The following is a 24164-nucleotide window of genomic DNA, read 5'->3' on the forward strand; positions in this document are numbered from 1 at the left end:
AACATGCATACGCCACTGCGCTCCCTGCTGACCACTCTGCTGCTGGTGCTGGTCGGTCTGACCAGCAGCGCGCTGGCAGAAGAAGGCCGGCAGCCTACCCACGAATTCACCCTGGATAACGGCCTCAAGGTCATCGTCCGTGAGGACCACCGCGCGCCGGTGGTGGTGTCCCAGCTCTGGTACCGGGTCGGCAGCAGCTACGAACCGCCCGGCCGCACCGGCCTGTCCCACGCCCTCGAGCACATGATGTTCAAGGGCAGCGAACGCCTGGCACCGGGCCAGGCCTCGCGACTGCTGAGCAGCCTCGGGGCCCAGGAGAATGCCTTTACCGGGCGCGACTACACCGCCTATTACCAGATACTCAGCCGCGAACACTTGCCCATCGCGCTGGAACTGGAAGCCGAGCGCATGCACAAGCTGACGCTGCCCGAGGACGAGTTCCTTCGGGAAATGGAAGTGATCAAGGAAGAACGCCGTCTGCGGGTCGAGGACAATCCTAACAGCCTGGCTTACGAACGCTTCCTGTCCCAGGCCTACATGGCCAGCCCCTACGGCCAGCCGGTAATCGGCTGGATGCACGACCTCGACCGCCTCACCGTGGGCGACATGCGCGAGTGGTACGATCGCTACTACCAGCCGAGCAACGCCATTCTGGTGATCGTCGGTGACGTCCAGCTCGAGCAGGTGCGCGAGCTGGTGGAGCGCTACTTCGCCCCCCTGCCAGACAAGCCGGCGCCCGATGCCCGGGCGCCGCTGGAGCTGCCCGGCGGTGCCGAGCGCCAGCTGACCCTACGCCTGCCGGTGCAGATGCCGAGCCTTCTCCTGGGCTTCAACGTGCCCAGCCTGAGCACCGCCGAACAGGCCTGGGAAGTGCACGCCCTGCGCCTGCTGGCCGCAGTACTGGACGGCGGTTACAGCGCCCGTCTGGCCAGCAATCTGGAGCGCGGGCCGGCCATCGCCACCTCGGCCTCGGCCGACTACGACGGTTTTGTCCGGGGTGACAGCCTGTTCCTGCTCTCCGGCATTCCCAATCTGGCCCGTGGGGTAGATCTGGACCAGCTGGAGAAGGCGCTTCGTGAACAGATCGAACAACTGCAGCAAACCCCGCCGAGTCAGCAGGAGCTGAACCGCGTCCAGGCACAGATGACCGCCGGACTGGTGTACGCCCAGGACAGCATCAGCCATCAGGCCAACGAGATCGGCAAGCTGGAAAGCATCGGCCTGTCATGGACCCTGCTCGACGAGGACGTCGCCGCACTTCAGGCCATCACCCCCGAGCAGATCAGCGAGGTTGCCCGTCGCTATCTGGTCCCCGAACGCCTCACCCGCGCCCATATCCTGCCCACCGCGACCGAGGAGACGCCCTGATGGCTGCCAATACCACCCGGCGCTGGATCGCCGCACTGCTGACTGTCGCTGTACTGGCCGTGGTGCTGTGGCAGCTCTACGAACCTGCCCCCGCGCCACTGTCACCCGAGCCAGTGACCGGGGTACCAGCCGAACAGACCGGGCCGGCGGACGCCGAACCGGAGGATGCCGTCAGCGAGCTGTTGCCGGCACTGGAGTCGCTGCAACGTATCGATCTTGATCAGGCTCCGGCGCGGCGCAACCTGGACCTGCAGCACTGGGTGACCGAACAGGGCGCGCGGGTGTATTTCATGCCTGCGTCCGAGCTGCCGATGCTGGATGTGCAGGTGCTGTTCGCCGCCGGCGCCAGCCGCGACGGGGACCAGCCGGGCCTGGCCATGCTCACCAACGGCATGCTCAACGAGGGCACCGGCAGCAAGGATGCCGGCGCCATCGCCGCCGCCTTCGAACAGCTGGGAGCACGCTTCACCAACAGCTCGCACCGGGACATGGCGCTGGTCGGCCTGCGTACCCTGACCGAGCAGGACAAGCTCGATCCGGCATTGGCCCTGTTCTCCGAGGTCATGTCGCGCCCGAGCTTTCCCGAAGACGCCTTCGAGCGCCTGCGCAACCAGCTGCTGGCCAGCCAGCGGCTGCGGCTGCAGCGCCCGGGGGCACTGGCCAGCGAGGCCTTCTGGGCCGATCTCTACCCGCAGCATCCCTATGGCAGCCTGCCCGAGGGCACAGCGGAGAGCCTGACCGGCATCAGCATTGCCGACCTCGAGCAATTCCACCGTCGCTTCTACAGCGCCGGCAATGCGGTGATCGCCCTGGTCGGCGACATCGACCGCGCCGGGGCCGAACGCATTGCCCAACGGCTGGCCAACGCCCTGCCCCAGGGACCGGCCGCCGAGTCCACCCCGGCTCCCGAGCCGATCACCAGCAGCCACCGGCATATCGAGTTCAATGGCCAGCAGACCCATGTACTGGTGGGCCAGCACGGCATCAGCCGGCATGATCCGGACTACGTAGCCCTCTACGTAGGCAACCAGATACTTGGCGGCTCCGGCTTCGGCTCGCGGCTGATGGAGGAGATCCGCGAGACTCGGGGACTGTCCTATTCGGTCAGCAGCAATCTGATCCCGATGCAGGCCACCGGGCCCTTCATGATAAGCATGCAGACCCGCGCCGACCAGGTGGATCAGGCACTGGAGGTCATCCACCAGAGTCTCGACCGCTTCATCAGCGAAGGGCCGACCGAGGCGGAGCTGATACGTACCCGCCGGCAGATCAGCGGCGAGTTCCCGCTGAGCACGGCCAACAATGCGGCCATTGTCGGCCAGCTCGGGGTGATAGGTTTCTACGGACTGCCGCTCAACCACCTTCAGCTGTTCCTTGATCAGGTGCAGGCCCTGACCACCGAAGACATTCGCCAGGCCTTCGCCCGGCACTTCGACCCCGAACGGCGGCTGGTGGTAACCGTCGGGCCTGCGGCCCTTGCTGTGCCGCAAGCCGAAGAGCAGCTCGACGAAGAAGTGCAGCCCGAAGAAGACGCATTGCGCGTCCCGGCGACCACAACGGAGTCGGCCCCATGAAGCCCGGCAAGTCCCGTCCCAGCCAGTTGCGCATCATCGCCGGCGAGTGGCGCAGCCGCCGTTTCACCTTCATCGAGCAGCCGGGCCTGCGGCCGACCCCGGACCGGGTCCGGGAGACCCTGTTCAACTGGCTGAGTTTCCGCGTTGAAGGCGCCCGCTGCCTGGACCTGTTCACCGGCAGCGGAGCACTGACGCTGGAGGCGCTGTCCCGCGGCGCCGGGCATGTCCTGGCCTGTGACCTGAGCCGCGAGGTGGTGCAGACCCTGCGCGGGCATCTGCAGACCCTGAACTGCGACCGTGCCGAGGTGCGCCAGCATGACGCCCTGACCCTGTTGGCCAGCCCGCCGCCCGAGCCCTTCGACCTGGTGTTTGCCGACCCGCCATTCCACCAGAACCTGCTGGAGCCGGCCTGCGTGGCCCTGGAAGCCAATGGCTGGCTCACCGCTGAAGCGCTCATCTACACCGAAAGCGAGACCCCACCCGAGCAGCTTGCCCACCCGGCCAACTGGCATCTGCACCGGCAGAAGAAGGCCGGTCAGGTGTGGTACAGCCTGTGGCAGCGACGAGGCCAGTAGGCTACCATTCGCCCTCCGGTACCCACAGGCAGGATAACGCCAATGAATACTGTTCTTTACCCCGGCACTTTCGACCCCATCACCATGGGCCATATGGATCTGGTTGGCCGTGCGGCCAAGCTGTTCGACCGTGTGGTGGTCGCCGTCGCTGCCAGCCCGAAGAAGAACCCGGCCTTTTCCCTCGAGGAGCGCGTCGAGCTGGCTCGGGAAGTGCTCAAGCAGCACAGCAATGTCGAAGTGGTGGGATTCTCCACCCTGCTGGCGCATTTCACCCGCGAAGTCGGGGCCAACGTGCTGCTGCGTGGTCTGCGCGCGGTATCGGATTTCGAGTACGAGTTCCAGCTGGCGAACATGAACCGCCAGCTGGCGCCTGATGTGGAAAGTCTGTTCCTGACCCCGTCGGAGAAGTATTCTTATATCTCCTCTACCCTGGTCCGCGAGATCGCCTCGCTGGGTGGGGATGTCAGCAAATTTGTCCACCCGGTGGTGCACGAAGCGCTGCTCAAGCGCTACCAGGGTTGACCCGCTTTATTCCGGAGTAGCCCATGGCCCTGATGATTACCGACGACTGCATCAACTGCGACGTCTGCGAACCGGAATGCCCGAACGGGGCCATTTCCCAGGGCGAGGAAATCTACGTCATCGACCCGGACCTGTGCACCGAGTGCGTCGGCCATTTCGACGAGCCCCAGTGTCAGCAGGTCTGCCCCGTGGACTGCATTCCGCTGGACCCCAACCGGGTCGAGAGCCGGGAGCAGCTGATGGCCAAGTACGAGCTGCTGGTCAGCGACAAATGAAGGCGCTGGCCGCCCTGCCGCTGCTGGCGCTGTTACTGGGCCAGGCGGTACAGGCGGCGGCGCCGGATCAGCAGGCCGTCGCCAGCGCCCACCCCACGGCCACCGAGGCCGGTCATCTCATTCTGGATCAGGGCGGCAACGCCTTCGATGCGGCCATTGCCGTGGCCGCCACCCTGGCGGTGGTCGAGCCTTACGGTTCCGGCATCGGTGGTGGCGGCTTCTTCCTGTTGCGCCTGAGCGGCGAACAGGGCACCGACTACCGCTTTCTCGATGCACGGGAAACCGCGCCCCAGGCAGCCCATCGCGACCTGTATCTGGATGGCGACAACCAGTTGCAACGGGTGATCAATGGCCCCCTTGCCGCAGGCATCCCGGGTCTGCCGGCGGCGCTGGTGCATCTGGCGCAGCACTACGGACAGCTGCCCCTGCAGCAGAGTCTGGCGCCGGCGGTGGCCGCCGCCGAGAAAGGTTTTGCGGTGGGCGAGAGTTACCGCACCCTGGTCGGTTTCCGCCTGCAGGCCATGCAGCAGGATGCGGAAACGGCGCGTATCTTTCTCAGGGACAATCAGGCTCCTGCGGCCGGCGAGCTGATTCGTCAGCCGGAGCTGGCCGCCACCCTGCGCGCCATCGGTGAGCGGGGTCTGGATGGTTTCTACCGCGGCCCGGTCGCTGCCCGTCTGATCGAAGGGGTACGCGCAGCCGGCGGTATCTGGCAGCAGGCGGACCTGGACAGCTACAGGGTCATTGAACGCGAGCCGGTGCGCTTTGCCAGCCGGGGCTTCGAGATCATCAGCGCCCCTCTGCCCTCGGCCGGCGGTATCGCACTGGCCGGCATGCTTCAGGGGCTGGAACTCCTGCCACAGGCCAAGCCTGGCTCGACCCTGCGCACCCATCAGCTGGTCGAGCTGATGCGTCGCAGCTACCGCGACCGCGCCCTGCTGCTGGGCGACAGCGACTTCGTCGAGGTGCCGGTGGCACGCCTGCTGTCCCGCGAGCATGCCCGCCAGCTGGCCTCCTCGATTGATTCGCAACGGGCCACGCCGAGTCTGGAGCTGGGCGAACCGCTGGGCTTTGTGGAAGGCACCAATACCACCCACTTCTCCCTGATCGACCGCCAGGGCAATGCGGTGGCGGCCACCCTGAGCATCAACCTGCCCTTCGGCGCGGCCTTCACCGTGCCCGGCACCGGGGTGCTGCTGAACAACGAGATGGATGACTTCGCCGCCGATCCGGACGGCAAGAACAGCTACGGACTGGCCGGCAGCGAGGCCAACGCCATTGCCCCGGGCAAGCGACCGCTGTCGAGCATGACGCCGACCATGCTGGAGAACGATGAACAGCTGGCGATCCTCGGCACCCCCGGTGGCAGCCGCATCATCAGCATGGTGCTGCTGGGCGCGCTGGAGGCGATGGACGGGCGGCCGGTGCAGCAGTGGGTAAGCCGTCCGCGCTTTCACCACCAGTACCTGCCCGACCACATCCAGATCGAGGACGCCACCTTCAGCCCCGACCAGCGCCGGGAGCTGGAGGAGCTGGGCCATGAACTCAAACCTGTAGGTCGAGATTACGGCGATATGCAGGCAGTGCACTGGAACAAGCGCCGGGGGTCGCTGAGCGCCGCCAGCGACCCCCGGGGTGAAGGTCAGGCCAGCGTCCGCCTGGCGGTCAGGCCAGATTGACCGCCTGCTCCAGACGCTCCTCGTCGTTCACCGGCACCCCCTGTCCAAGACCGGCGTGACCGCGCAGCAGGTGACGGCGGATGCGGTCCAGGTAATTCAGATCGTTCAGCAGCGAGGTAGCCTGCCAGCCGTCCAATTCACGGTTGCGCAGTTGCTGCTGCAGGGTGCGCTGGAAGTCACTGGTAAACAGCGCCGCTCTGGCATCACTGTCCTGCAGCAGATACGCCGCATCGCTATCGGCATGATTGGCCCAATCGCGCAGCTCGAGCAACAGCAGACCACACTGTTCACGCAGGCGGGAATAGGCCTCGCGCAGGACCGGATGTGGGCTGTCGATATGTTTGCGCAGGTTTACCTGCAGATGCCTGGCTGCCTTGACTGCGGTCACCAGATCCCGCGCCGCCATGGTGGTATTGAGCAGGGCGTGCTGCTGCTCGGGCAACAGTGACACGTCCAGCCTGGACATGAAGTCCACCATATCGGCGAAGACTCCCTTGATATGCTGCTCGTAGAGGGCGTCGGCATCCTCGCGCAGCTCCATCGGCACCGGCTGCCGGACCGCCTGATGCAACTGGACAGTGCTCATCTCGGCCAGATTGCCGGGCAGATACATGGCCGCACCCACCACCTGCCGACTCAGCTGTGCCAGATGCTGCAGCTCCTGGCCCAGTACCTTGAGCGCCGTATCGGCATGCACCAGCGCCGAATCGTTGACATAGAGTCCGTGGGCACGCGACCGCTCACTGAGCAGGCCCTCCGCTTCGGGCGGTCGCGGCTCGTCGGGCAGCCAGCGCTCCAGCAGGCGGACCAGCAACAGTGCCCAGGGCAGCGTCAATGCCAGGCCGAAGACGTTGTACAGGGTATGGAAGATGGCCAGCTTGAGCATGTGCTCATCCGACCCCAGACCAGCCAGCTGCGCCAGCCACTCGACCGCTGCCACCAGCGGATGCAGCATCAGCAGGGCGCCGCCGGCGGTGACCAGGTTGAAGATCAGGTGGGTAGCGGCAATCCGGCGTCCGGCATTATTGCTGCCAATGGCGGCGAACAGGGCTGTGGCGGTGGAACCGAGGTTGGCACCTATGACCAGCGCCAGGGCGTTGTCGTAATTCACCTGGCCCGCCGCCAGGGCCGCCAGCGTAAGCACCAGGGTGGCGTGGCTGGACTGCATGATGACAGTGGCCAGCGCACCTATAAGCACGAACAGGAAGACGCCGGCCCACCCATCGACCGCGAAACGGGCCAGATCGAAGGCCCCTTCGAAGCCGCTGAAGCCGGTTTTCATCAGATCGATGCCGAGGAACACCAGGCCGATGCCCAGCAGCGCCAGGCCACCACCCCGCCAGCCGGCCTCCTCGCGCCGGGCGAGAAAGACACCGAAGGCCAGCATAGGCATCGACAGTTGCGCCATGTTGAGCTTGAGGCCGGCCAGGGCAATCAGCCAGGCGCCGGAGGTGGTACCCAAGTTGGCGCCGAGCGTCAGACCCACACCACCCAGGGTGTTGATCAGGCCGGCACTGAGAAAGGCAATCCCCAGCAGGGTCACCAGGGTACTGGACTGCACCGCGGCGGTACTGACTATGCCCACCAGCAGGCTCTTCCACAGGCCGCTGGTACTCCACTTGAGCCAGCGTTCCAGCGCACCGCCGGAGAAGGCCCGGAAGCCCTCCTCCAGTCGTCCGATACCCATGACAAAAAGGCCGACCCCGGCTGCCAGGGTGGCCAATTCGGTACTCCAGATCATCAAACCGAGCAACAACAGCAGCAGAGCCGGAAACCAGATCCGCCCGATCGATCTTTCCATTACCGCCCCGACAGCGTTCAGACGGGCTCCAACTACCGCACTACCCGGTGCGCAGTGCCTTGTCAGAGATTCTCGTCGCGCTGCTTGCGACCGTAGCCGGCCTTGGTGCAGCCCAGACAGCGCATGAAGGTTTCCCGACCGGGACGCACGACCAGCTCCTGACCGGCCTCGGCGGTATTGCCGGCCAGCGCGGTGAACGGCAGGCTCACGACGAATGCCGCCGCACCTACTGCTGTGATGGCCGCGCCGATCGGGCGGGCAATGATCAGGTCACCCACCATGGCAAAGATGCCCGGATTCTCGACGTGTTCCTGATAACCGTAATTGGCCTCGGCGGCCATGACACTACCGGCGAGCAGCATGCCGGCGAACAGAGCAGTGATGTGACGTAACAGGCGCATAGTGGTATCCCTGAGTGTGAGCCCGATAATCGGCATTATTATGTTCAGGCACTCCGTCCCGAAGTGCCGACAGCGCCATTGTAGGCTCTTTGAGCATATTAGAAAATCTGCCGAGTGGCAAAGCGCTACCCGGCGCACACTTCCGCCGCCACTCAGCTCTGGCAGTGTCGGCAGAACACGCTGCTGCGCTGACCCAGGCGGCATTCGGACAATGTCGTGCCACACAGTTTGCACAGCTGACCGGCACGCCCATAGACGAACAACTCCTGCTGGAAGTACCCGGGCTTGCCATCACCACCGATGAAATCGCGCAGGGTGGTGCCGCCGCTGTCGATGGCTCGCGCCAGCACCTTTCGGATCTCCTCGGCCAGCGCCAGGTAGCGCGCCCGGCTGATCCGTCCTGCCTCGCGCCGGGGATCGATACCGGCGGCGAACAGCGCCTCGGTTGCATAGATGTTGCCGACCCCGACGACCACGGCGTTGTCCATGATGAAGGGTTTGACCGCCATGCTGCGCTTGCGCGACAGCTGGTAGAGGCGCTCGCCGGTGAACTCATCGGACAGCGGCTCCGGCCCCAGATGGCTGAGCAGCGGATGCTCCGCGCCGGCAGGCTGCCAGAGCATGGCGCCGAAGCGCCGCGGGTCGGTGTAACGCAGGGTCATGCCCGAATCCAGCTCGATATCCACGTGCTCATGCTTGAGCACCGGCGTGTCGGCGGGCACCAGCCGCAGGCTGCCGGACATGCCAAGATGACTGATCAGGGTACCGCCGCCGATATCCAGCAACAGATACTTGGCCCGCCGTCGCACCGCAGTGAAGGTCTGATTCTCGATCTGGATCCCCAGATCCTCGGGGATCGGCCAGCGCAGGCGGGCATCGCGGACGATCAGCCGGGTCACCCGCCGACCCAGCAGGTGAGGGGCAATCCCGCGGCGGGTGGTTTCGACTTCTGGGAGTTCCGGCATCGAGGCTTCCTTCAAGGCAACAGCAGGCAGGCCATTGTATCAAGACCGCCCTGTCGCAGGTGTTCAGCCCTGCAGCCAGTGGGTGACCAGCAGCAGGATCAGCAGCAACGGCAGTACCGTGGCGACGAATCGCCCATTCCAGCCGAACACCACCTCGCTGGCCCGCGAGCCGCTGAAGCGCGCCAGAATGAGCGTCGAGGGCCCGAACGGCGAGAAGATCATGGCGATCGAGAAACCGCACATCAGACCCAGCGCCGGGGTCAGAATGGGTACACCCAGTTCGGCCAGCCGTGACAGCAGACCGACCATCAGCGCCAGCGACACAATGGGCGCGATGCCGATCATCGCCAGGCCTATGATGCCGAACAGGCTGGCCACCCCCACCAGCGCGTTGTACTGCGGAGCCTGCGCCAGCCAGTCTGCCAGTCCATCCAGCGGCGCCAGCGCCCCCAGCACACCGCCAAGCACGGCCGCGCAGCCGAAGATGAACATCTCGTTGTGCATGGTCACCAGGTTGCCGGAGACCTGCCTGAGCACCTCGGCTGGGGAGCGCTCGCGCCACAGCACATACAGGCCGATGCCCAGCGGGATGAGGATCATCGCCGCCTGGGAGGGCGTCAGCACCGTCATCCAGGACAGCAGACCGATGGCGCCGAGCCCGAGAAAGGAGCCGATCAGCAACTGACCCATACCGGTTGCCGGGGTACTGTCGCCGATCTCGTCGCGCAGGGCGACCAGCGCCGGATTCTCCCGCCGCCAGCCCACCAGCAGCAGAATCAGCGAGGCCGCCAGCCCATAGGGCAGCATCCCCGCCCAGCTGATATCCGGCATTTCCCGGGTGAGCATGGCAATGGTCACGCTGGTCGGTGCCAGCAGCGGCACCAGGGCAAAGCCGCGCAGGGTGGCTATCATGACCGTACGCATCCCGGCACGCCGGCGTTGTTCGTCCAGATCGTAGCGCTGCAGATGCTGCTGCAGGGTGCCGCAGAGCAGCGCCATCATGCCGAAGTTGAGGATGGAGCCGATGCTGCCGGCGGTGAGCACGTAGCGGGGATAGAGCCACAGGCCCGGGCCGGCCAGCAGCGCCTTGTGCATCTCGCGCAGATGGGGCAGGTGTCTGGCCAGCAGCTGCATCAACCCCAGGGCCCCGAGAAAGCTTGCATAGTAGGCCCCGGAGGCGGCCAGTTGCCCCCAGGTTTCCTGCTCGGTGCCGAGCACCGCGAGCAACAGCACCGAGCCGAGGGTGATCAGGCCGAGCACCCGGGGGTAGATCAGCAGCCGCCGGAAATTCAGCAGATAATAGGAAGCAATGGCTGCGGCGGCGACCCAGCTGAGCTGCGGCCACTGCCCGCCCAGCGCCAGCAGCTCCAGCGCAACACCCAGAGGCAGCAGCCAGGTGATCACGGCAGATCTCTGCGCAGTGCACCCTTCTTGAACACGCCCTCGCCGAAGGCCAGCAGATTGCCGGCCTCATCCAGCAGGTCGCAGCTGGCCATGAAAATCTTGTGCCCCTGCTTGCGGCAGCTGGCCACGGCACGGACGCGCTCGCCCTCGCCGGCCGGTGCGCTGAAGTTGACATTCATCGACAGGGTAATGGCCACCCGGCGGTCCTGCGGATCGGCGGCCCAGGTGCCGCACAGGCCCATGGCCACGTCCAGCAGGCTGGCGACCACGCCGCCATGGAGGTTGCCGGCATTGTTGAGATGGCGCTTTTCCAGAGTGAGGCCGATGACGGCCCGATCGGGCTCGAACTCCAGCAGCTCACCACCGAGCTCCTGAAAAAAACCGGTCACCGAATTCTGAACTACCAGTTTCTGGTCTTCACTCATGGATGAGAATCTCGTCGAAGGTTGGCCTGTGCCATGCTGACACCGGGGTGCAGTATGCCATGGTGCAGCAGCGCGGATAATGAGGGTTGCTGTGGCTTATGCCGGACCATAAGCGTAATGCGCAGGTCGACTTGCACTGGGCACTCGCAGGATTTAATCTCGCAACTCTTTAAACGAAATATCGTTTCGCTCAGCGAAACAAGATAACCAGAGAATACCGAGGAGTCCTTCCATGTTCAATCGTATTGGCGTGATCGGCGCTGGCGCCATGGGCCGAGGTATCGCCCAGCTGTTCGCCAGCAGCGGCCAGCAGGTACTGCTGTTCGATACCCGGGCTGAGGCCATCGAGGATGCCCTGGCGTTCAACCGCAACCTGCTGCAGCGTCAGCTGGCCAAGGGCAAGCTGAGCGAGGCGGAGTTCGAGGCCACCTGCGCGCGCATGCAGCCCGCCGCAGCGCTGACCGACCTGAAGGACTGCGACCTGGTGATCGAGGCCATCGTCGAGATCCTCGAGGTCAAGCAGAAGCTGTTCGCCGACCTGGAAGCCATCGTCAGCGAAGGCTGCCTGCTGGCAACCAACACCTCCTCCCTGTCGGTAACCCGCATCGCCGCCGGCTGCAGCCGCCCCGAGCGGGTGGCCGGTTTCCACTTCTTCAACCCCGTGCCGCTGATGAAGATCGTCGAGGTGGTCCGCGGTTCGCGTACCGACGAGCGTTACATCAAGGGTCTGGTGGAGCTGGCGGAGAAGGCCGGACACTTCCCGGCGATCACCCCGGACACCCCCGGCTTCCTGGTCAACCATGCCGGGCGCGCCTTCGGTACCGAAGCCCTGCGCATGCTCAGCGAAGGCGTGGCCACGGTACAGCAGATCGACCGCATCCTGCGCGACGGCCCGGGCTTCCGCATGGGGCCCTTCGAGCTGTTCGACCTGACCGGCCTGGACGTATCCCACGCGGTGATGGAGTCGGTCTACGAGCAGTTCTACCATGATCCACGCTATACCCCGTCCTTCATTGCCGGGCAGCGGGTTGCCGCCGGCCTGCTGGGCCGCAAGACCAGCCAGGGTTTCTACCGCTATGAAGATGGCCAGAAGATCGAGCAGCCTGAACCGGCCGTCGGCAGCGTGCTGCTCAGCCGCCCCTACTGGCTGCAGAGCGATGACGAGGCACTGCGCAACCAGGTAGCCCAGGTACTGGCCAACGCCGGTGCCACCCTGGAAACCGGTGAGCAGCCCTCCGCCGAGGCGATCTGCCTGATCACCCCGCTGGGCGAGGACTGCACCGCTGCCCTGACCCGTCTGGGCCTGCCCGCCGAGCGCACTCTGGCACTGGACAGCTTCGCCAGCTGGGACAAGCGCCGCACCCTGATGCGCCAGCCCGCTGCCGACGCCGATGTGGTCGCCCAGGCCCGTCAGGCACTCGGCGCCGACGGCGTACCTGTGGAAGTGATCAACGACTCCCCCGGCTTTGTCATCCAGCGGCTGATCGCCAGCGTGGTCAACCTCGGCTGCGAGATCGCGCAGAAGGGCATCGCCACCCCGGACACCCTGGACCGCGCCATCCAGCTCGCCCTCGGCTACCCGAAAGGCCCGCTGGGCTTTGGCGAACACTACGGCAAGCAGGCGGTACTGACCGTACTCAACAACATGCAGGCGGTGTACGGCGAGCCGCGCTACCGGCCCAGCCCCTGGCTGCGCCGTCGCGTACAGCTGGGCCTGCCCCTGACCACCCCCGATTTCCAGGAGTAATTCGATGACTGCCTATATCTATGATGGACTGCGCTCCCCCTTCGGCCGCCACGCCGGCGCCCTGGCTCCGGTACGTCCGGACGACCTGCTGGCGGAGGTGATCCGTGCCGTGGTGGCACGCAACCCCTTCGACGGCAAGGACTACGAGGACGTGGTCATGGGCAACACCAACCAGGCCGGTGAAGATGCCCGCAACCTGGCCCGCCACGCCGGCCTGCTGGCCGGCCTGCCCCAGGAAGTGGCCGGCGTGACCGTCAACCGCCTGTGCGGCTCCGGCCTGGCCGCCATCCTCGATGCCGCCCGGGCGGTCAAGGCTGGTGAAGGCGAGCTGTTCGTCGCCGGTGGCGCCGAGAGCATGAGCCGTGCCCCCTTCGTCATCGCCAAGAGCGAAAGCCCCTACTCCCGGGATTTCCGCGCCTTCGACAGCACCATTGGTGCGCGCTTCCCCAACCCCAAGGTGGAGAAGCAGTACGGTGACGACACCATGCCGCAGACCGCCGATAACGTGGCTGCCGAGCTGGGCATTACCCGGGAAGAGGCCGACACCTACGCTGCCCGCAGCCAGGCACTGTACGAGAAGGCCCGTGCCGAGGGCTTCTTCGCCGAGGAGATCCACCCCATCGAGGTTCCCCAGGGCCGCAAGAAGCCGAACAAGGTAGTGGATCAGGACGAACACCCGCGCCCGTCCAGCGACATGGCCGCCCTGTCCGGTCTGCGTCCGCTGTTCGAAGGCGGTGTAGTGACTGCGGGCAACGCTTCGGGGGTCAACGACGGTGCCGCCGCGCTGATCATCGGCAGCCAGGCCATCGGTGAGAAATACGGCGTCAAGCCCCGCGGCCGCATCCTCGCCGGCGCAGTTTCCGGCGTTGCCCCGCGGGTCATGGGTCTGGGTCCGGTGGAAGCCTGCAAGAAGGCACTGGCCCGCGCCGGTCTGACCCTGGATGACATGGACGTGATCGAGATCAACGAGGCCTTCGCCTCCCAGGTGCTGGGCTGCGCCAAGTTGCTGGGCATCGCCTTCGACGACCCGCGCCTGAACCCCAACGGGGGTGCCATCGCCGTCGGCCACCCGCTGGGCGCCTCCGGAGCCCGCCTGACCCTGACCGCCCTGCGCCAGCTCGAGCGTACCGGCAAGCGCTACGCGCTGGTCAGCCTGTGCATCGGCCTGGGCCAGGGTGTGGCAGCGGTGATCGAGCGGGTCTGACCGCCCTTGTCTCCCTTCCTCCGAGGACCAAGGGGGAAGGCCGTGCGTCGGGTTACCTCGTGCTTATCGGGTAACGGCGACCTGCTCCCTTCTCCCCTTTGCGGGAGAGGGGCGGGGGTGAGGGAAGGGAACAGCCAGCACCGGCCTTCTGACCACCCCCCAACCTCTGCTATGGTTACCCCCTGCCCGCTAACAGAACCGGAAGCGCTCCGATGCATGTAGATACCAACCCCTTCGAATGGCTCGGTCAGGCCTTCGGCACCCTGGTCCGGCTGATCGTGGATGCCCTGTCCTGGCTGTTCAACCTGCTCAGCGGCGCCAGCAGCGCGTTCGTCAATGGTTTTTCCCGGGCGCTGGGGGTGGACAGCAGCCTGCTCAGCATCGCCTTTGTGGTTCTGGGTCTGTTCCTCATCTATCTGGGCTTCAGCTCACTGATCAAGAAACGTCTGATCCGTGGTGTCATCTGGTTGCTGCTCGGCCTCTGGCTGCTCAGCAGCCTGATCCGCTGATCCCGACCTTTCACGCCAACCTGGAGGTATCCCATGGGTTTTGCCCTGAATCTCGACCTGCAACTGACCAGCAGCGCCTTCGCCAACGACGGCGCCATTCCGCGCAAGCACACCGGCGAGGGCGAGGACGTCTCCCCCGCGCTGAGCTGGAGCGGTGCGCCGGCCGGTACAAAAAGCTTCGCGGTGATCTGCCATGACCCGGATGCGCCGCTGGTATCAGCCAATGGCACCTACGGCTTCGTGCACTGGGTGCATTACAACATTCCCGCCGATGTGACCTCGCTGCCGGAGGGCTGCAAGCAGCACACCGATGGCCCGACCAACTTCGGCAAGAGCGCCTACGGTGGCCCCATGCCGCCGGAAGGGCATGGTCAGCACAAGTACTACTTCTGGATTCTGGCGCTGGACTGCGAGCCGAATCTGGATGAGGGCCTGGACATGTGGCAACTGCTCGCCAGGGTCGAGCCCCACACCCTGGCCATGAACCGTCTGGTCGGCACCTACCAGCGCGGCTGATACGCCCTGGGCGAGCGAAAGACGGCTCGCCCATCGCGGCCCTCAGCCCGTGTATGACGGCGGATTCACGCGGTCATATCACCTTGCCGCCCCTTCCCGCGCCCCCTAGCATGGGACCCTCAGCAAGCCTGCCAACGGATAATCAACAATGAGTAGCCATGCCTTCGATCAGGCCATTGCCCTGACCCCGGTTGCGCCCAATCTATATAAAGGAAGCACCAGCGACGCCTTCAAGAACATGGTCGGCCCCTTTGGCGGACTGACTGCGGCCATTTTGCTCAATGCGGTACTGCAGCACCCCGAACGCCTGGGGGACCCGGTGTCGCTGACGGTGAACTTTGCCGGCCCGGTGGCCGATGGCGACTTCGAGGTCGAGGCCACGCCGCTGCGCACCAATCGCTCGACCCAGCACTGGCTGTTGCTGCAGAAGCAGAACGGCGAGGTGGTCACCAGCGCCACCGCTTTCTTCGCCAACCGCCGCGAGACCCTGTCGGAACAGCAGCTGGCCGCGCCCCAGGCGCCCGCACCGACCAGCCTGCAGCGCGTCGATCTGAGCATCCGCAACTGGTTCAAGCAGTACGACTTCCGTTTCGTGCGCGGCGTCCCCTTCTCCCGCCGCCCCGAGGATGAGCCGGAGACCGAGTCCCTGCTGTGGGTGCGCGACTACCCCGAGCGGGCGCTGGATTTCGCCTCCCTGACCGCCCTGGGGGATGTATTCGCGCCGCGGGTCTTCCTGCTGCGCCAGAGCTTTACGCCCTCGGGTACCGTGAGCATGACCCACTACTTCCACGCCACCGGCGAGGAGTTGCTGCAGGCCAGCGGCTTCCTGCTGGGGCAGGCGCGGGCTACCCGGCTGCACCGCAACTATGCCGACCAGATCGCCCACCTGTGGTCGGAGGATGGCGTACTGCTGCTGACCAGCACCCAGTCGGTGTATTTCAAGGAATAGCAATAAAAGGAAGGACCGGGCGCCCTGGCCCGGTCCGGGTGATCAGCCGCGAACGCCGGTCAGCGCCGCCATCACGTCCGCCCGCAACGGGGCGTTGAGCAACAGACGGGTCTCCCGGTAAGCCTTGCGATCCAGAGCCGCCAGTTCCCGCACCTTCACCCTGGCCCGCTCCAGCAACTCACCGCCGGTAGCCAGCTCATCATAGAACCCCGCCTCCAGCGCCTGCTGCGGGTCCAGCACCTGGGCCTGCAGGGCGCAGCGGTTGAGCCATTGCGGTGCCAGACGACGCGCCTGGGGCATGGCGGCATCGGGCATGGTCATGCCGATGGCCACTTCGTTCAGGGCGATATTGAAGGCACCGGCGGCACCGATGCGGTAGTCGGCCAGCAGCAGCATGAAGGCCGCCTTGGCCATGGCATGGCCGGTGCTGGCAATCACCACCGGCGCCGGGTAATCCAGCAGTGCCAGTGTCAGACGATCACCGGCGGCACGCATGGCATCACAGGCCGGGCCGCCGGCGGCGATCAGCCTGCGATCATAGCCAGCGCTCAGGACACCGGCACGGCCGTAGATCAGCAGCGCCGCCTCTGCGGCGCGGGCCTGATCGATGGCGGCCAGCAGAGCCTCGAGCATCTGCTCCGACAGGGCATTGACCTTGCCATCGTCCAGGGCGATTTCCGCCACGCCCTCGGCGAGGGTCAGAGTCAGCGCGCTCATGCGCCGGCCTGCGCTCTGGCTTCGTCGCGCAGCACCCGGCGCAGCAGCTTGCCCACCGTGGACTTGGGCAGATCTTCGCGGATCTCGACAAAGCTCGGTACCTTGTACCCGGTGAGCTGCTCGCGGCAATGGGCGATGATCTCGGCCTCGGTCAGATTGCGGTCATGCAGGCTGACATACAGCTTGATCGCTTCACCCTTGCGCTCATCGGGCACGCCCACGGCAACACACTCGCGGATGCCGGGGTGGCGCATGACCGCGTCCTCCACGTCATTGGGATAGACGTTGAAACCGGAGACCAGAATCATGTCCTTCTTGCGGTCGACCAGCTTGAGGAAGCCGTCCTCGTCGATCACACCGATGTCGCCGGTCTTCAGCCAGCCGTCCGTGGTCAGCACTTCCGCGGTGGCCTCGGGACGCTGCCAGTAGCCGAGCATGACCTGGGGGCCGCGGATCCACAGCTCACCGGCCTCGCCGGAGGGCAGCTCGTTGCCGTTGTCATCAACGATCTTCATCTCGGTGTCTACTACCGCCTGACCGATGAAGCCTTCCTTATAGGGCGTGTTGGCGGTGGAGGCGACCACCACCGGCGAGGTCTCGGTCATGCCGAAGCCTTCACGGACCACAGCACCGGTGCGCTCGAACCAGCGCTCGGCCACAGCCACGTTCAGCGGCGCGCCGCCGGAGTTGACCCATTTCAGGTGACTGAAATCCAGGCTGTCGAATTCGGGGTGCGCCATCAGCGACACGAACAGGGAGTTGATGCCGGTCAGCAGGGTGACCCGATGCCGCTTCATGTCGGCAATCATGCTGTCCAGATCGCGGGGGTTGGTGATCAGCACGCTGTTGAAGCCGGTAAAGACCGAGGCCAGGCAGTTCGCGGTAAAGGCGAAGATATGGTACAGCGGCAGCGGCGACACCCGCGTTTCGTTGCCGTACTGGACTTCACCCGGCTGGATGATGCTGACCGCCTGCAGGACGTTGCACAGCAGGTTGCGGTGGGTGAGCATCGCGCCCTTGGAGACGCCGGTGGTGCCGCCGGTGTACTGCAGTACGGCGATATCATCCAGACCACGCTCGGGTTCGACCTCCGGGAGGGTTCGACCGACGGCCAGGGCCTTCATGAAACGGCTCACGTCGGCGGCGTCGCTCTGCTCCTGGGGGTTGCGCCAGTCATCCACGCTGGTCACGATCAGATGCTCGATCTGCGTGTCCGCCTGGATGCCACGCACCAGCGGAACCAGCTTGTCCAGTACCACCACGGCACGGGCACCGGCGTCGCTGAACTGGTGGCGGGTCTCGGGAGCGGTGTACTGGGGATTGGTATTGACGATGACCAGTCCGGCCTTGAGCGCACCGAAGATGGTGACCACGTACTGCAGCAGGTTGGGCAGCTGGATTGCCAGACGATCACCGGGTTGCAACCCGACCTCGTGCCGCAGATAGCGGGCAAAGGCATCGGCGTGCTCGCGCAGGGCGATGAAACTCACCGAATCCGCGCCGCAGGAGAATGCCGGTTTGTCCCCATAATCACGACAGGCCTGCTCCAACAGGTGATACAGGTTGGTGTGGCCGAGTTCGGCCAGCTGGCGGGCAACAACGCAGGATTCAGGACTGGACATCGGAACCTCTTTATTGGACTATTATTTTGCTGTGCGAAACGCAATACCAAAAAGATGCTATTCTATTCGCCTTAGCTGTGCAATCATCTGAACAAATCAAAACAATCTGCCTCCGGATGTCTGCACTCAGGTAAATTCCGCGTAGCGAAATAACAATAAAGACTTCACGGATACATCTATCAAGGTACGCATTTTCAATGAACGACGATCAGATCGAGCAGAGCCCGGTAAAGGACCGCAAATTTGTCGAGGCGCTGTCGCGCGGACTGGATGTCCTGCGGGCCTTCAGCCAGGGCGCGGTGGTCATGGGCAACCAGGATATCGCCCGGATTACCGGCCTGCCGAAGCCCACGGTTTCGCGCATGACCTACACCCTGACCAAGCTCGGTTATCTCTCCTATTCCCCGCAGCTGGAGAAGTACCAGCTCGACTCCGGCGTGCTCGCGCTGGGTTATGCCTATGTATCGAACCTGCGGGTCCGACAGCTGGCCAAGCCCTACCTCGACGAGTTCGCCCGCAACACCAACACCTCGGTCGGCCTGACCTGCCGTGATCGTCTGTCCATGATCTACGTGGAGAACTGCCGCCCCGCCGAAGTGACCTCGCTGCGCATGGACGTCGGCGTCCGCCTGCCTCTGGCCACTACCGCCGCCGGCCGCGCCTATCTGGCCGCAATGAAGGAAGAGGAACGGCGCCATGTGATGAGCTCGCTGGCCAGCCGCAACCCGGACAACTGGCCGGAGCTGGAGAAGCAGCTGGAACAGGCCTTCGCCGATTATCAGAAGTACGGCTTCTGCCTGTCCCTCGGCGACTGGGACCGCAACGTCAATGCCGCCGGCGTACCCCTGCACCTGCAGGACGGCACCCTCATGGCCCTGACCTGCGGCGCACCGACCTATCTGGTGTCCGAGGACAAGGTCAAGAACCAGCTGGCACATCAGCTGGCCATTCTGGCCCGGGACATCGAAAGACTGGGCGTCTGATCATCAACGCCCCTTATGCCCCACCATTTAGCGGGGGGCATCGACAACGCTCTGCAAGTTTTGTATTTTGCCATGCGAAACATGGTTTCATTATTTCGCTCAATGAAACGCATTTGAAAGGATCAGAGGAGGTTCAGCATGTCTGAGGTCGTCACACTGGAACGGCAAGGCGCCGTTGCCGTTGTCAGAGTCAACAATCCGCCGGTCAACGCCCTCGGTGTCGCCGTGCGCTCCGGATTGCAGAACAGTTTCAATGCCGCCGAGGCTGATCCCGAGGTCAAGGCCATCGTTCTGGTATGTGACGGCAACACCTTCATCGCCGGCGCCGATATCAAGGAATTCGGCAAGCCGCCGCAGTCCCCCAGCCTGCCGGAAGTGGTCAACGAGATCGAGGCCGGCAGCAAGCCGAGCATCGCCGTGATCCATGGCACCGCCCTGGGCGGTGGCCTGGAAGTGGCCCTGAGCTGCCATTACCGGATCGCCCGCAAGGACGCCAAGGTCGGCCTGCCGGAAGTCAAGCTGGGCCTGCTGCCCGGCGCCGGCGGCACCCAGCGCCTGCCCCGCGTGGTCGGTGTGGAGAAGGCCCTGGACATGATCGTCAGCGGTAACCCCATTGCCGCCACCGAAGCCGAACAACTGGGCGTGGTGGATGAACTGTTCGAAGGCGACCTGCTGGCCGCCGGCCTGGCCTTCGCCGAGAAGCTGATCGCCGAAGGCAAGGGCCCGCGCCGCACCGGGGAGCGCACCGACAAGCTGGAAGGCGTGGACAACGCTGCCCTGGTCGCCGCCAAGCGTGCCGAGATCGAGAAGAAGACCCCGGGCCTGTTCTCGCCCCAGCGCTGTGTATCCGCCGTAGAGGCGTCCTTCACCCTGCCGCTGGCTGAAGGCCTCAAGCGCGAGCGTGAGCTGTTTGCCGAATGTCTGGTGTCGCCCCAGCGCGCTGCGCTGGTACACGCCTTCTTCACCGAGCGTCAGGCCTCCAAGGTCGACGGTCTGCCGGCCGATACCCCGGTGCGCGACATCAAGTCCGCCGCCGTGATCGGCGGTGGCACCATGGGCGTGGGCATCGCCATGTGCTTCGCCAACGCCGGTATTCCGGTCAAGATCCTGGAAATCAGCGAAGCTGCCCGCGATGCCGCCATTCAGCGCGCCCGTGACACCTATGGCATGAGCGTCAAGCGCGGCAGCCTGACCGAAGCGGCGCTGGAGAAGCGCATGGCGCTGGTCAGCGGCATCACCGACTACGCCGACCTGGCCGACGTGGATGTGGTGGTGGAAGCCGTCTTCGAGGACATGGGTGTCAAGCAGAAGGTCTTCGAGGCTCTGGATGCCCACTGCAAGCCCGGCGCCATCCTGGCCAGCAACACCTCCTCGCTGGACCTGAACCAGATTGCCCGGTTCACCAAGCGTCCGGAAGATGTAGTCGGTCTGCACTTCTTCAGCCCGGCCAACGTCATGCGCCTGCTGGAAGTGGTGCGCGGCGAGCAGACCAGCAACGAAGTGCTGGCCACCGCCATGGCCATCGGCAAGAAACTGAAGAAGGTCGCCGTACCGGTTGGCGTATGCGACGGTTTCGTCGGCAACCGCATGATATTCCAGTACGGCCGCGAGTCCGAGTTCCTGCTGGAAGAGGGTGCCACCCCCGAGCAGGTTGATGCTGCCCTGCGCAAGTTCGGCATGGCCATGGGCCCCTTCGCCATGCGTGACCTGTCCGGTCTGGATATCGGCCTGGCCATCCGTACCCGTCAGCGCCAGACCCTGCCTGCCGAGTACAAGCTGCCGACCATCCTCGACAAGATGGCCGAAGCCGGCATGCTGGGTCAGAAGACCGGCAAGGGCTTCTACGTCTACGAGAAGGGTTCGCGCACCCCGCTGCCCAACCCGGAGTTGCCGGCCATTCTGGAAGCCGCCTCGAAGGAACAGGGCGTGGAGCGCCGCACGCTGTCCGATGAATACATCATCGAGCGCACCATGTACGCGCTGATCAACGAAGGCGCCAAGATCCTGGAAGAGGGCATTGCCCAGCGTGCCAGCGATATCGACGTCATCTATATCAACGGCTACGGCTTCCCGGCCCATCAGGGCGGGCCGATGTTCTATGCTGACGCGATCGGTCTGGATCGTGTCTACGCCCGCATCTGCGAATTCCACGAGCAACTGGGCGCCTGGTGGAAGCCGGCACCGCTGCTCGAGAAACTGGCCAAAGAAGGACGCAAGTTCGCTGATCTCTGACTTATCGACGGGTGCCCCCGGCGGGCACCCGTGAGCTGAACAACAACGAGGACCCAACATGGAAATCCATTACTCAGCTGAACAAATCGCCTTCCGTGATGAAGTGCGTGAATTCCTCAAGCAGGAACTGCCGGCGGACATCGCCAGCAAGGTGAAGCTCGGCAAGCACCTGACCAAGGAAGACCACCAGCGCTGGCAGCAGATCCTGTCCCGCAAGGGCTGGTATGCACCGGGCTGGCCGGTTGAACACGGCGGCACCGACTGGGGCCCGGTGGAAAAGCACATCTTCGACGAGGAAAGTGCTGCTGCCGGTGCACCGCGCACCATCCCCTTCGGCGTCAACATGGTCGCTCCGGTGATCATCAAGTTCGGTACCGAAGAGCAGAAGCGCAAGTATCTGCCGCGCATCCTGTCCGGTGAGGACTGGTGGTGTCAGGGTTATTCCGAGCCGGGCGCCGGTTCCGACCTGGCCTCGCTGAAGACCCGTGCGGTACGTGACGGTGATCACTATGTGGTGAACGGTCAGAAGACCTGGACCACCCTGGGTCAGCACGCCAACATGATCTTCTGCCTGGTGCGTACCGATCCGGAAGCCCAGCAGCAGCGCGGCATCTCCTTCCTGCTGATCGACATGAACACCCCCGGCATCACCGTGCGTCCGATCATCACCCTGGACGGCGACCACGAAGTCAACGAAGTCTTCTTCGACGACGTGCGCGTGCCGGTAGAGAACCTGGTGGGTGAAGAGAACAAGGGCTGGACCTGCGCCAAGTACCTGTTGACCCACGAGCGTACCGGCCTGGCCGGCATCGGCTCCTCCAAGGCGGCCCTGAGCCACCTGAAGAAGATTGCTGCCAGGCAGCAGAAGGGCGGCAAGTCCCTGCTGGAAGACCCGCTGTTCCGTGCCCAGATCGCCGAAGTGGAAATGTCCTTGATGGCGGCCGAGATGAGTACCCTGCGTATCGTCGCAGCCGCCTCCGAAGGCGGTGTACCGGGCGCCGAGAGCTCCATCCTCAAGGTGCAGGGCACCGAGATCCGTCAGGCCATCACCCATCTGATGCGCAAGGCGCTGGGCCCCTACGCCCTGCCCTTCCTGCCGGAAGAACTGGAAGGCGATTTCGACGGTGAGTACCTGGTAGCCGACTACGCTGCGGCGCCGGCTTCCACCTACTTCAACATGCGCAAACTGTCGATCTTCGGCGGATCCAACGAGATCCAGAAGAACATCGTCTCGAAAATGATTCTCGAACTCTGAGGAGCCGACCATGGACTTCAAACTGACTGAAGAGCAGCAGATGCTGCAGGACACCGCGGCCCGCCTGGTTCGCGACGTTTATACCTTTGAAAAGCGCCTGGAATTCAGCGACAGCGAAGCCGGCTACAGCACCGAGTTCTGGCAGCAGCTGGGTGAGCTGGGCCTGACCGCCATCCCCTTCTCCGAGGAGCTGGGCGGTTTCGGCGGCAGCGGCGTGGAAACCATGCTGATCATGGAACAGCTGGGCCGCGGCATCTGCCTGGAGCCCTACATGGAATCGGTCATCCTCGCCGGTGGCCTGATCGGCCAGCTGGGCAGTGACCAGCAGAAGGAAGAGCTGCTGGGCGCCATCGCCAGCGGCGAGCTGCAGGCCGCCGTGGCCCTGGAAGAGCCGAACAGCCACTACAACCTGTTCGACGTGCAGACCACCGCCCGCCAGAACGGCAGCAGCTGGAGCCTGAGCGGTCGCAAGGCCGTGGTCATCGGCGGTCACACCGCCGGCAAGATCCTGGTTTCCGCCCGCACCGCCGGTGACGTGCGCGACCAGCAGGGCATCAGCCTGTTCATCATCGACCCGAATGCCGCCGGCGTCAGCCGTCGCGTGTACTCCACCGTTGATGGCCGCAAGGGCTGCGAGCTGTTCCTGGACAACGTCGAAGGCGAGCTGCTGGGCACCGCCGGTGAAGCCTATGACGCCATCCGCTACCAGAGCGGCCGCGCCATCGCCGCCCTGTGCGGTGAAGCGGTCGGCGCCATGCGCACCGCCTGCGACCTGACCCTGGAATACCTGAAGACCCGCAAGCAGTTCGGCGTGCCGATCGGCAAGTTCCAGGTTCTGCAGCACCGCATGGTAGACATGGTCAGCGAACTGGAGCGGGCCACTTCCATGGCCATCCTCGCCGCCTGCCTGGCCGATGACAAGGACAGCGACGAGCGCAGCGCCAAGCTGTCCGCCGCCAAGTTCGTTGTCAACCGCGCCGCGCGCTACGTGGCCGAGCAGTGCATCCAGCTGCATGGCGGTATCGCCATGACCTGGGAGTACAACGGCGCCCACTACGCCAAGCGTCTGGTCATGATCAGCCACCAGTTCGGTGACGACGATCATCACCTGGAAGCCTACTCCAACCAGCTGGTTGTTGCCTGAAGCGGGGCTCAAGGTCGGAAGGACAGGAATTTGTCCTGTTTTTCCGACCAATTTATTGAAAATCGGCCACCAAGGCACTACCGAACATGAAAAGTGACCGGTATGCTAAGGCCCCTTTTAAATGTCATGCGCCCCTGGTGGCGTCCAACAGACTTGCGGAGGACTAACGTCCATGAAAATCCTCGTCGCCGTAAAGCGCGTGGTTGACTACAACGTCAAGGTTCGCGTCAAGGCGGACAACAGCGGTGTCGATCTCGCCAACGTCAAGATGTCCATGAACCCCTTCTGCGAAATCGC

22 protein-coding genes and 1 pseudogene are annotated in these 24164 nt (G+C 64.7%); 16 read left to right on the top strand and 7 right to left on the bottom strand.

Annotated features, from left to right (window positions below):
- Window positions 1-3 precede the first annotated feature (3 nt).
- Genes BM046_RS14965 through ggt form a run of 6 tightly spaced genes read left to right on the top strand, consistent with a single transcriptional unit; the run spans window position 4 to window position 5993 of the window.
- Window positions 4-1368: a M16 family metallopeptidase gene (locus BM046_RS14965; RefSeq protein ID WP_090540899.1), complete on the top strand. Its 1365-nt coding sequence runs from the start codon at window positions 4-6 to the stop codon at window positions 1366-1368.
- On the top strand, window positions 1368-2942 hold the full coding sequence (locus tag BM046_RS14970; protein WP_090540901.1) for a M16 family metallopeptidase: 1575 nt from the start codon (window positions 1368-1370) through the stop codon (window positions 2940-2942). Before BM046_RS14965 ends, BM046_RS14970 begins: the two co-directional genes overlap by 1 nt.
- Entirely contained in the window at window positions 2939-3517 is a 579-nt protein-coding gene (rsmD, locus tag BM046_RS14975; protein ID WP_090540903.1) for a 16S rRNA (guanine(966)-N(2))-methyltransferase RsmD, read from the top strand. Before BM046_RS14970 ends, rsmD begins: the two co-directional genes overlap by 4 nt.
- A 42-nt stretch (window positions 3518-3559) precedes the next feature.
- Window positions 3560-4039 (top strand): pantetheine-phosphate adenylyltransferase, encoded by a 480-nt coding sequence (gene coaD, locus BM046_RS14980; protein WP_090540905.1) that lies wholly within the window; start codon window positions 3560-3562, stop codon window positions 4037-4039.
- Between the two features lie 23 nt (window positions 4040-4062).
- Window positions 4063-4314 carry a YfhL family 4Fe-4S dicluster ferredoxin gene (locus tag BM046_RS14985; protein ID WP_090540906.1) on the top strand — a complete coding sequence of 84 codons (252 nt, stop codon included), beginning with the start codon at window positions 4063-4065 and terminating at the stop codon, window positions 4312-4314.
- Window positions 4311-5993, top strand: coding sequence for a gamma-glutamyltransferase (gene ggt, locus BM046_RS14990; RefSeq protein ID WP_090540908.1), 1683 nt, complete (start codon window positions 4311-4313; stop codon window positions 5991-5993). Before BM046_RS14985 ends, ggt begins: the two co-directional genes overlap by 4 nt.
- Here ggt and BM046_RS14995 read toward each other — a convergent pair.
- The 5 genes from BM046_RS14995 to BM046_RS15015 all read right to left on the bottom strand — a co-directional run bounded on the left by BM046_RS14995 (window position 5980) and on the right by BM046_RS15015 (window position 10989).
- Window positions 5980-7794, bottom strand: coding sequence for a Na/Pi cotransporter family protein (locus tag BM046_RS14995; RefSeq protein ID WP_090540910.1), 1815 nt, complete (start codon window positions 7792-7794; stop codon window positions 5980-5982). The two genes, ggt and BM046_RS14995, sit on opposite strands and share 14 nt — an antisense overlap.
- Window positions 7795-7856: 62 nt before the next feature.
- Window positions 7857-8156, bottom strand: coding sequence for a multidrug transporter (locus BM046_RS15000; RefSeq protein ID WP_235818661.1), 300 nt, complete (start codon window positions 8154-8156; stop codon window positions 7857-7859).
- A gap of 191 nt (window positions 8157-8347) precedes the next feature.
- Window positions 8348-9160, bottom strand: coding sequence for a bifunctional DNA-formamidopyrimidine glycosylase/DNA-(apurinic or apyrimidinic site) lyase (gene mutM, locus BM046_RS15005; RefSeq protein ID WP_090540914.1), 813 nt, complete (start codon window positions 9158-9160; stop codon window positions 8348-8350).
- Window positions 9161-9223: 63 nt separating this feature from the next.
- The gene (locus tag BM046_RS15010; RefSeq protein ID WP_090540916.1) at window positions 9224-10564 is read right to left on the bottom strand and encodes a hypothetical protein; all 1341 of its coding nucleotides are present in this window, start codon (window positions 10562-10564) and stop codon (window positions 9224-9226) included.
- A complete protein-coding gene (locus tag BM046_RS15015) occupies window positions 10561-10989 on the bottom strand; it encodes a PaaI family thioesterase (protein ID WP_090540918.1) in 429 nt (142 codons plus the stop codon). Before BM046_RS15015 ends, BM046_RS15010 begins: the two co-directional genes overlap by 4 nt.
- Window positions 10990-11221: 232 nt before the next feature.
- Between BM046_RS15015 and BM046_RS15020 the strand changes: the two genes are divergently transcribed.
- The 5 genes from BM046_RS15020 (at window position 11222) to BM046_RS15040 (ending at window position 15914) form a co-directional block, all read left to right on the top strand.
- Window positions 11222-12736, top strand: coding sequence for a 3-hydroxyacyl-CoA dehydrogenase (locus tag BM046_RS15020; protein WP_090540920.1), 1515 nt, complete (start codon window positions 11222-11224; stop codon window positions 12734-12736).
- A 4-nt stretch (window positions 12737-12740) separates the two neighbouring features.
- On the top strand, window positions 12741-13940 hold the full coding sequence (locus BM046_RS15025) for a 3-oxoadipyl-CoA thiolase (RefSeq protein ID WP_090540922.1): 1200 nt from the start codon (window positions 12741-12743) through the stop codon (window positions 13938-13940).
- A gap of 212 nt (window positions 13941-14152) precedes the next feature.
- Complete coding sequence (locus BM046_RS15030; protein WP_090540924.1) at window positions 14153-14449, top strand: hypothetical protein; 297 nt, start codon at window positions 14153-14155, stop codon at window positions 14447-14449.
- Window positions 14450-14482: 33 nt separating this feature from the next.
- Window positions 14483-14965 carry a YbhB/YbcL family Raf kinase inhibitor-like protein gene (locus BM046_RS15035; RefSeq protein ID WP_090540926.1) on the top strand — a complete coding sequence of 161 codons (483 nt, stop codon included), beginning with the start codon at window positions 14483-14485 and terminating at the stop codon, window positions 14963-14965.
- A 148-nt stretch (window positions 14966-15113) separates the two neighbouring features.
- Entirely contained in the window at window positions 15114-15914 is an 801-nt protein-coding gene (locus BM046_RS15040; protein WP_090540928.1) for an acyl-CoA thioesterase, read from the top strand.
- Window positions 15915-15956: 42 nt separating this feature from the next.
- On the opposite strand, the gene BM046_RS15045 is transcribed toward BM046_RS15040, so the two are convergent.
- The gene (locus BM046_RS15045; protein WP_090540929.1) at window positions 15957-16631 is read right to left on the bottom strand and encodes a crotonase/enoyl-CoA hydratase family protein; all 675 of its coding nucleotides are present in this window, start codon (window positions 16629-16631) and stop codon (window positions 15957-15959) included.
- Window positions 16628-18253 carry an AMP-binding protein gene (locus tag BM046_RS15050; RefSeq protein WP_090540931.1) on the bottom strand — a complete coding sequence of 542 codons (1626 nt, stop codon included), beginning with the start codon at window positions 18251-18253 and terminating at the stop codon, window positions 16628-16630. Before BM046_RS15050 ends, BM046_RS15045 begins: the two co-directional genes overlap by 4 nt.
- A 197-nt stretch (window positions 18254-18450) precedes the next feature.
- On the opposite strand from BM046_RS15050, the gene BM046_RS15055 reads away from it, so the two are divergent.
- The 5 genes and pseudogenes from BM046_RS15055 to BM046_RS16175 form a co-directional block, all read left to right on the top strand.
- Entirely contained in the window at window positions 18451-19236 is a 786-nt protein-coding gene (locus BM046_RS15055) for an IclR family transcriptional regulator (RefSeq protein ID WP_090540933.1), read from the top strand.
- 138 nt (window positions 19237-19374) lie between these two features.
- Entirely contained in the window at window positions 19375-21468 is a 2094-nt protein-coding gene (locus BM046_RS15060) for a 3-hydroxyacyl-CoA dehydrogenase NAD-binding domain-containing protein (protein WP_090540935.1), read from the top strand.
- 58 nt (window positions 21469-21526) lie between these two features.
- On the top strand, window positions 21527-22723 hold the full coding sequence (locus BM046_RS15065; RefSeq protein WP_090540937.1) for an acyl-CoA dehydrogenase family protein: 1197 nt from the start codon (window positions 21527-21529) through the stop codon (window positions 22721-22723).
- 10 nt (window positions 22724-22733) lie between these two features.
- Window positions 22734-23867, top strand: coding sequence for an acyl-CoA dehydrogenase family protein (locus BM046_RS15070; RefSeq protein ID WP_090540938.1), 1134 nt, complete (start codon window positions 22734-22736; stop codon window positions 23865-23867).
- A gap of 172 nt (window positions 23868-24039) precedes the next feature.
- Window positions 24040-24164, top strand: a pseudogene (locus BM046_RS16175) (electron transfer flavoprotein subunit beta/FixA family protein); the annotation flags it as partial.

The organism is Halopseudomonas formosensis (genome assembly GCF_900115905.1).
GTDB lineage: Bacteria > Pseudomonadota > Gammaproteobacteria > Pseudomonadales > Pseudomonadaceae > Halopseudomonas > Halopseudomonas formosensis.

Bases quoted from the DNA above. Each gene is read 5' to 3' on its own strand.
- BM046_RS15070 (WP_090540938.1), top strand. From the start codon at position 22,734: ATGGACTTCAAACTGACTGAAGAGCAGCAGATGCTGCAGGACACCGCG.
- BM046_RS15035 (WP_090540926.1), top strand. From the start codon at position 14,483: ATGGGTTTTGCCCTGAATCTCGACCTGCAACTGACCAGCAGCGCCTTC.
- BM046_RS14995 (WP_090540910.1), bottom strand. From the start codon at position 7,794: ATGGAAAGATCGATCGGGCGGATCTGGTTTCCGGCTCTGCTGCTGTTG.
- BM046_RS14970 (WP_090540901.1), top strand. From the start codon at position 1,368: ATGGCTGCCAATACCACCCGGCGCTGGATCGCCGCACTGCTGACTGTC.
- BM046_RS14965 (WP_090540899.1), top strand. From the start codon at position 4: ATGCATACGCCACTGCGCTCCCTGCTGACCACTCTGCTGCTGGTGCTG.
- BM046_RS15055 (WP_090540933.1), top strand. From the start codon at position 18,451: ATGAACGACGATCAGATCGAGCAGAGCCCGGTAAAGGACCGCAAATTT.
- BM046_RS15015 (WP_090540918.1), bottom strand. From the start codon at position 10,989: ATGAGTGAAGACCAGAAACTGGTAGTTCAGAATTCGGTGACCGGTTTT.
- ggt (WP_090540908.1), top strand. From the start codon at position 4,311: ATGAAGGCGCTGGCCGCCCTGCCGCTGCTGGCGCTGTTACTGGGCCAG.
- BM046_RS15050 (WP_090540931.1), bottom strand. From the start codon at position 18,253: ATGTCCAGTCCTGAATCCTGCGTTGTTGCCCGCCAGCTGGCCGAACTC.
- BM046_RS15025 (WP_090540922.1), top strand. From the start codon at position 12,741: ATGACTGCCTATATCTATGATGGACTGCGCTCCCCCTTCGGCCGCCAC.
- BM046_RS15020 (WP_090540920.1), top strand. From the start codon at position 11,222: ATGTTCAATCGTATTGGCGTGATCGGCGCTGGCGCCATGGGCCGAGGT.
- BM046_RS15030 (WP_090540924.1), top strand. From the start codon at position 14,153: ATGCATGTAGATACCAACCCCTTCGAATGGCTCGGTCAGGCCTTCGGC.
- BM046_RS15065 (WP_090540937.1), top strand. From the start codon at position 21,527: ATGGAAATCCATTACTCAGCTGAACAAATCGCCTTCCGTGATGAAGTG.
- mutM (WP_090540914.1), bottom strand. From the start codon at position 9,160: ATGCCGGAACTCCCAGAAGTCGAAACCACCCGCCGCGGGATTGCCCCT.
- BM046_RS15060 (WP_090540935.1), top strand. From the start codon at position 19,375: ATGTCTGAGGTCGTCACACTGGAACGGCAAGGCGCCGTTGCCGTTGTC.
- BM046_RS15040 (WP_090540928.1), top strand. From the start codon at position 15,114: ATGAGTAGCCATGCCTTCGATCAGGCCATTGCCCTGACCCCGGTTGCG.
- coaD (WP_090540905.1), top strand. From the start codon at position 3,560: ATGAATACTGTTCTTTACCCCGGCACTTTCGACCCCATCACCATGGGC.
- BM046_RS14985 (WP_090540906.1), top strand. From the start codon at position 4,063: ATGGCCCTGATGATTACCGACGACTGCATCAACTGCGACGTCTGCGAA.
- BM046_RS15000 (WP_235818661.1), bottom strand. From the start codon at position 8,156: ATGCTGCTCGCCGGTAGTGTCATGGCCGCCGAGGCCAATTACGGTTAT.
- rsmD (WP_090540903.1), top strand. From the start codon at position 2,939: ATGAAGCCCGGCAAGTCCCGTCCCAGCCAGTTGCGCATCATCGCCGGC.
- BM046_RS15045 (WP_090540929.1), bottom strand. From the start codon at position 16,631: ATGAGCGCGCTGACTCTGACCCTCGCCGAGGGCGTGGCGGAAATCGCC.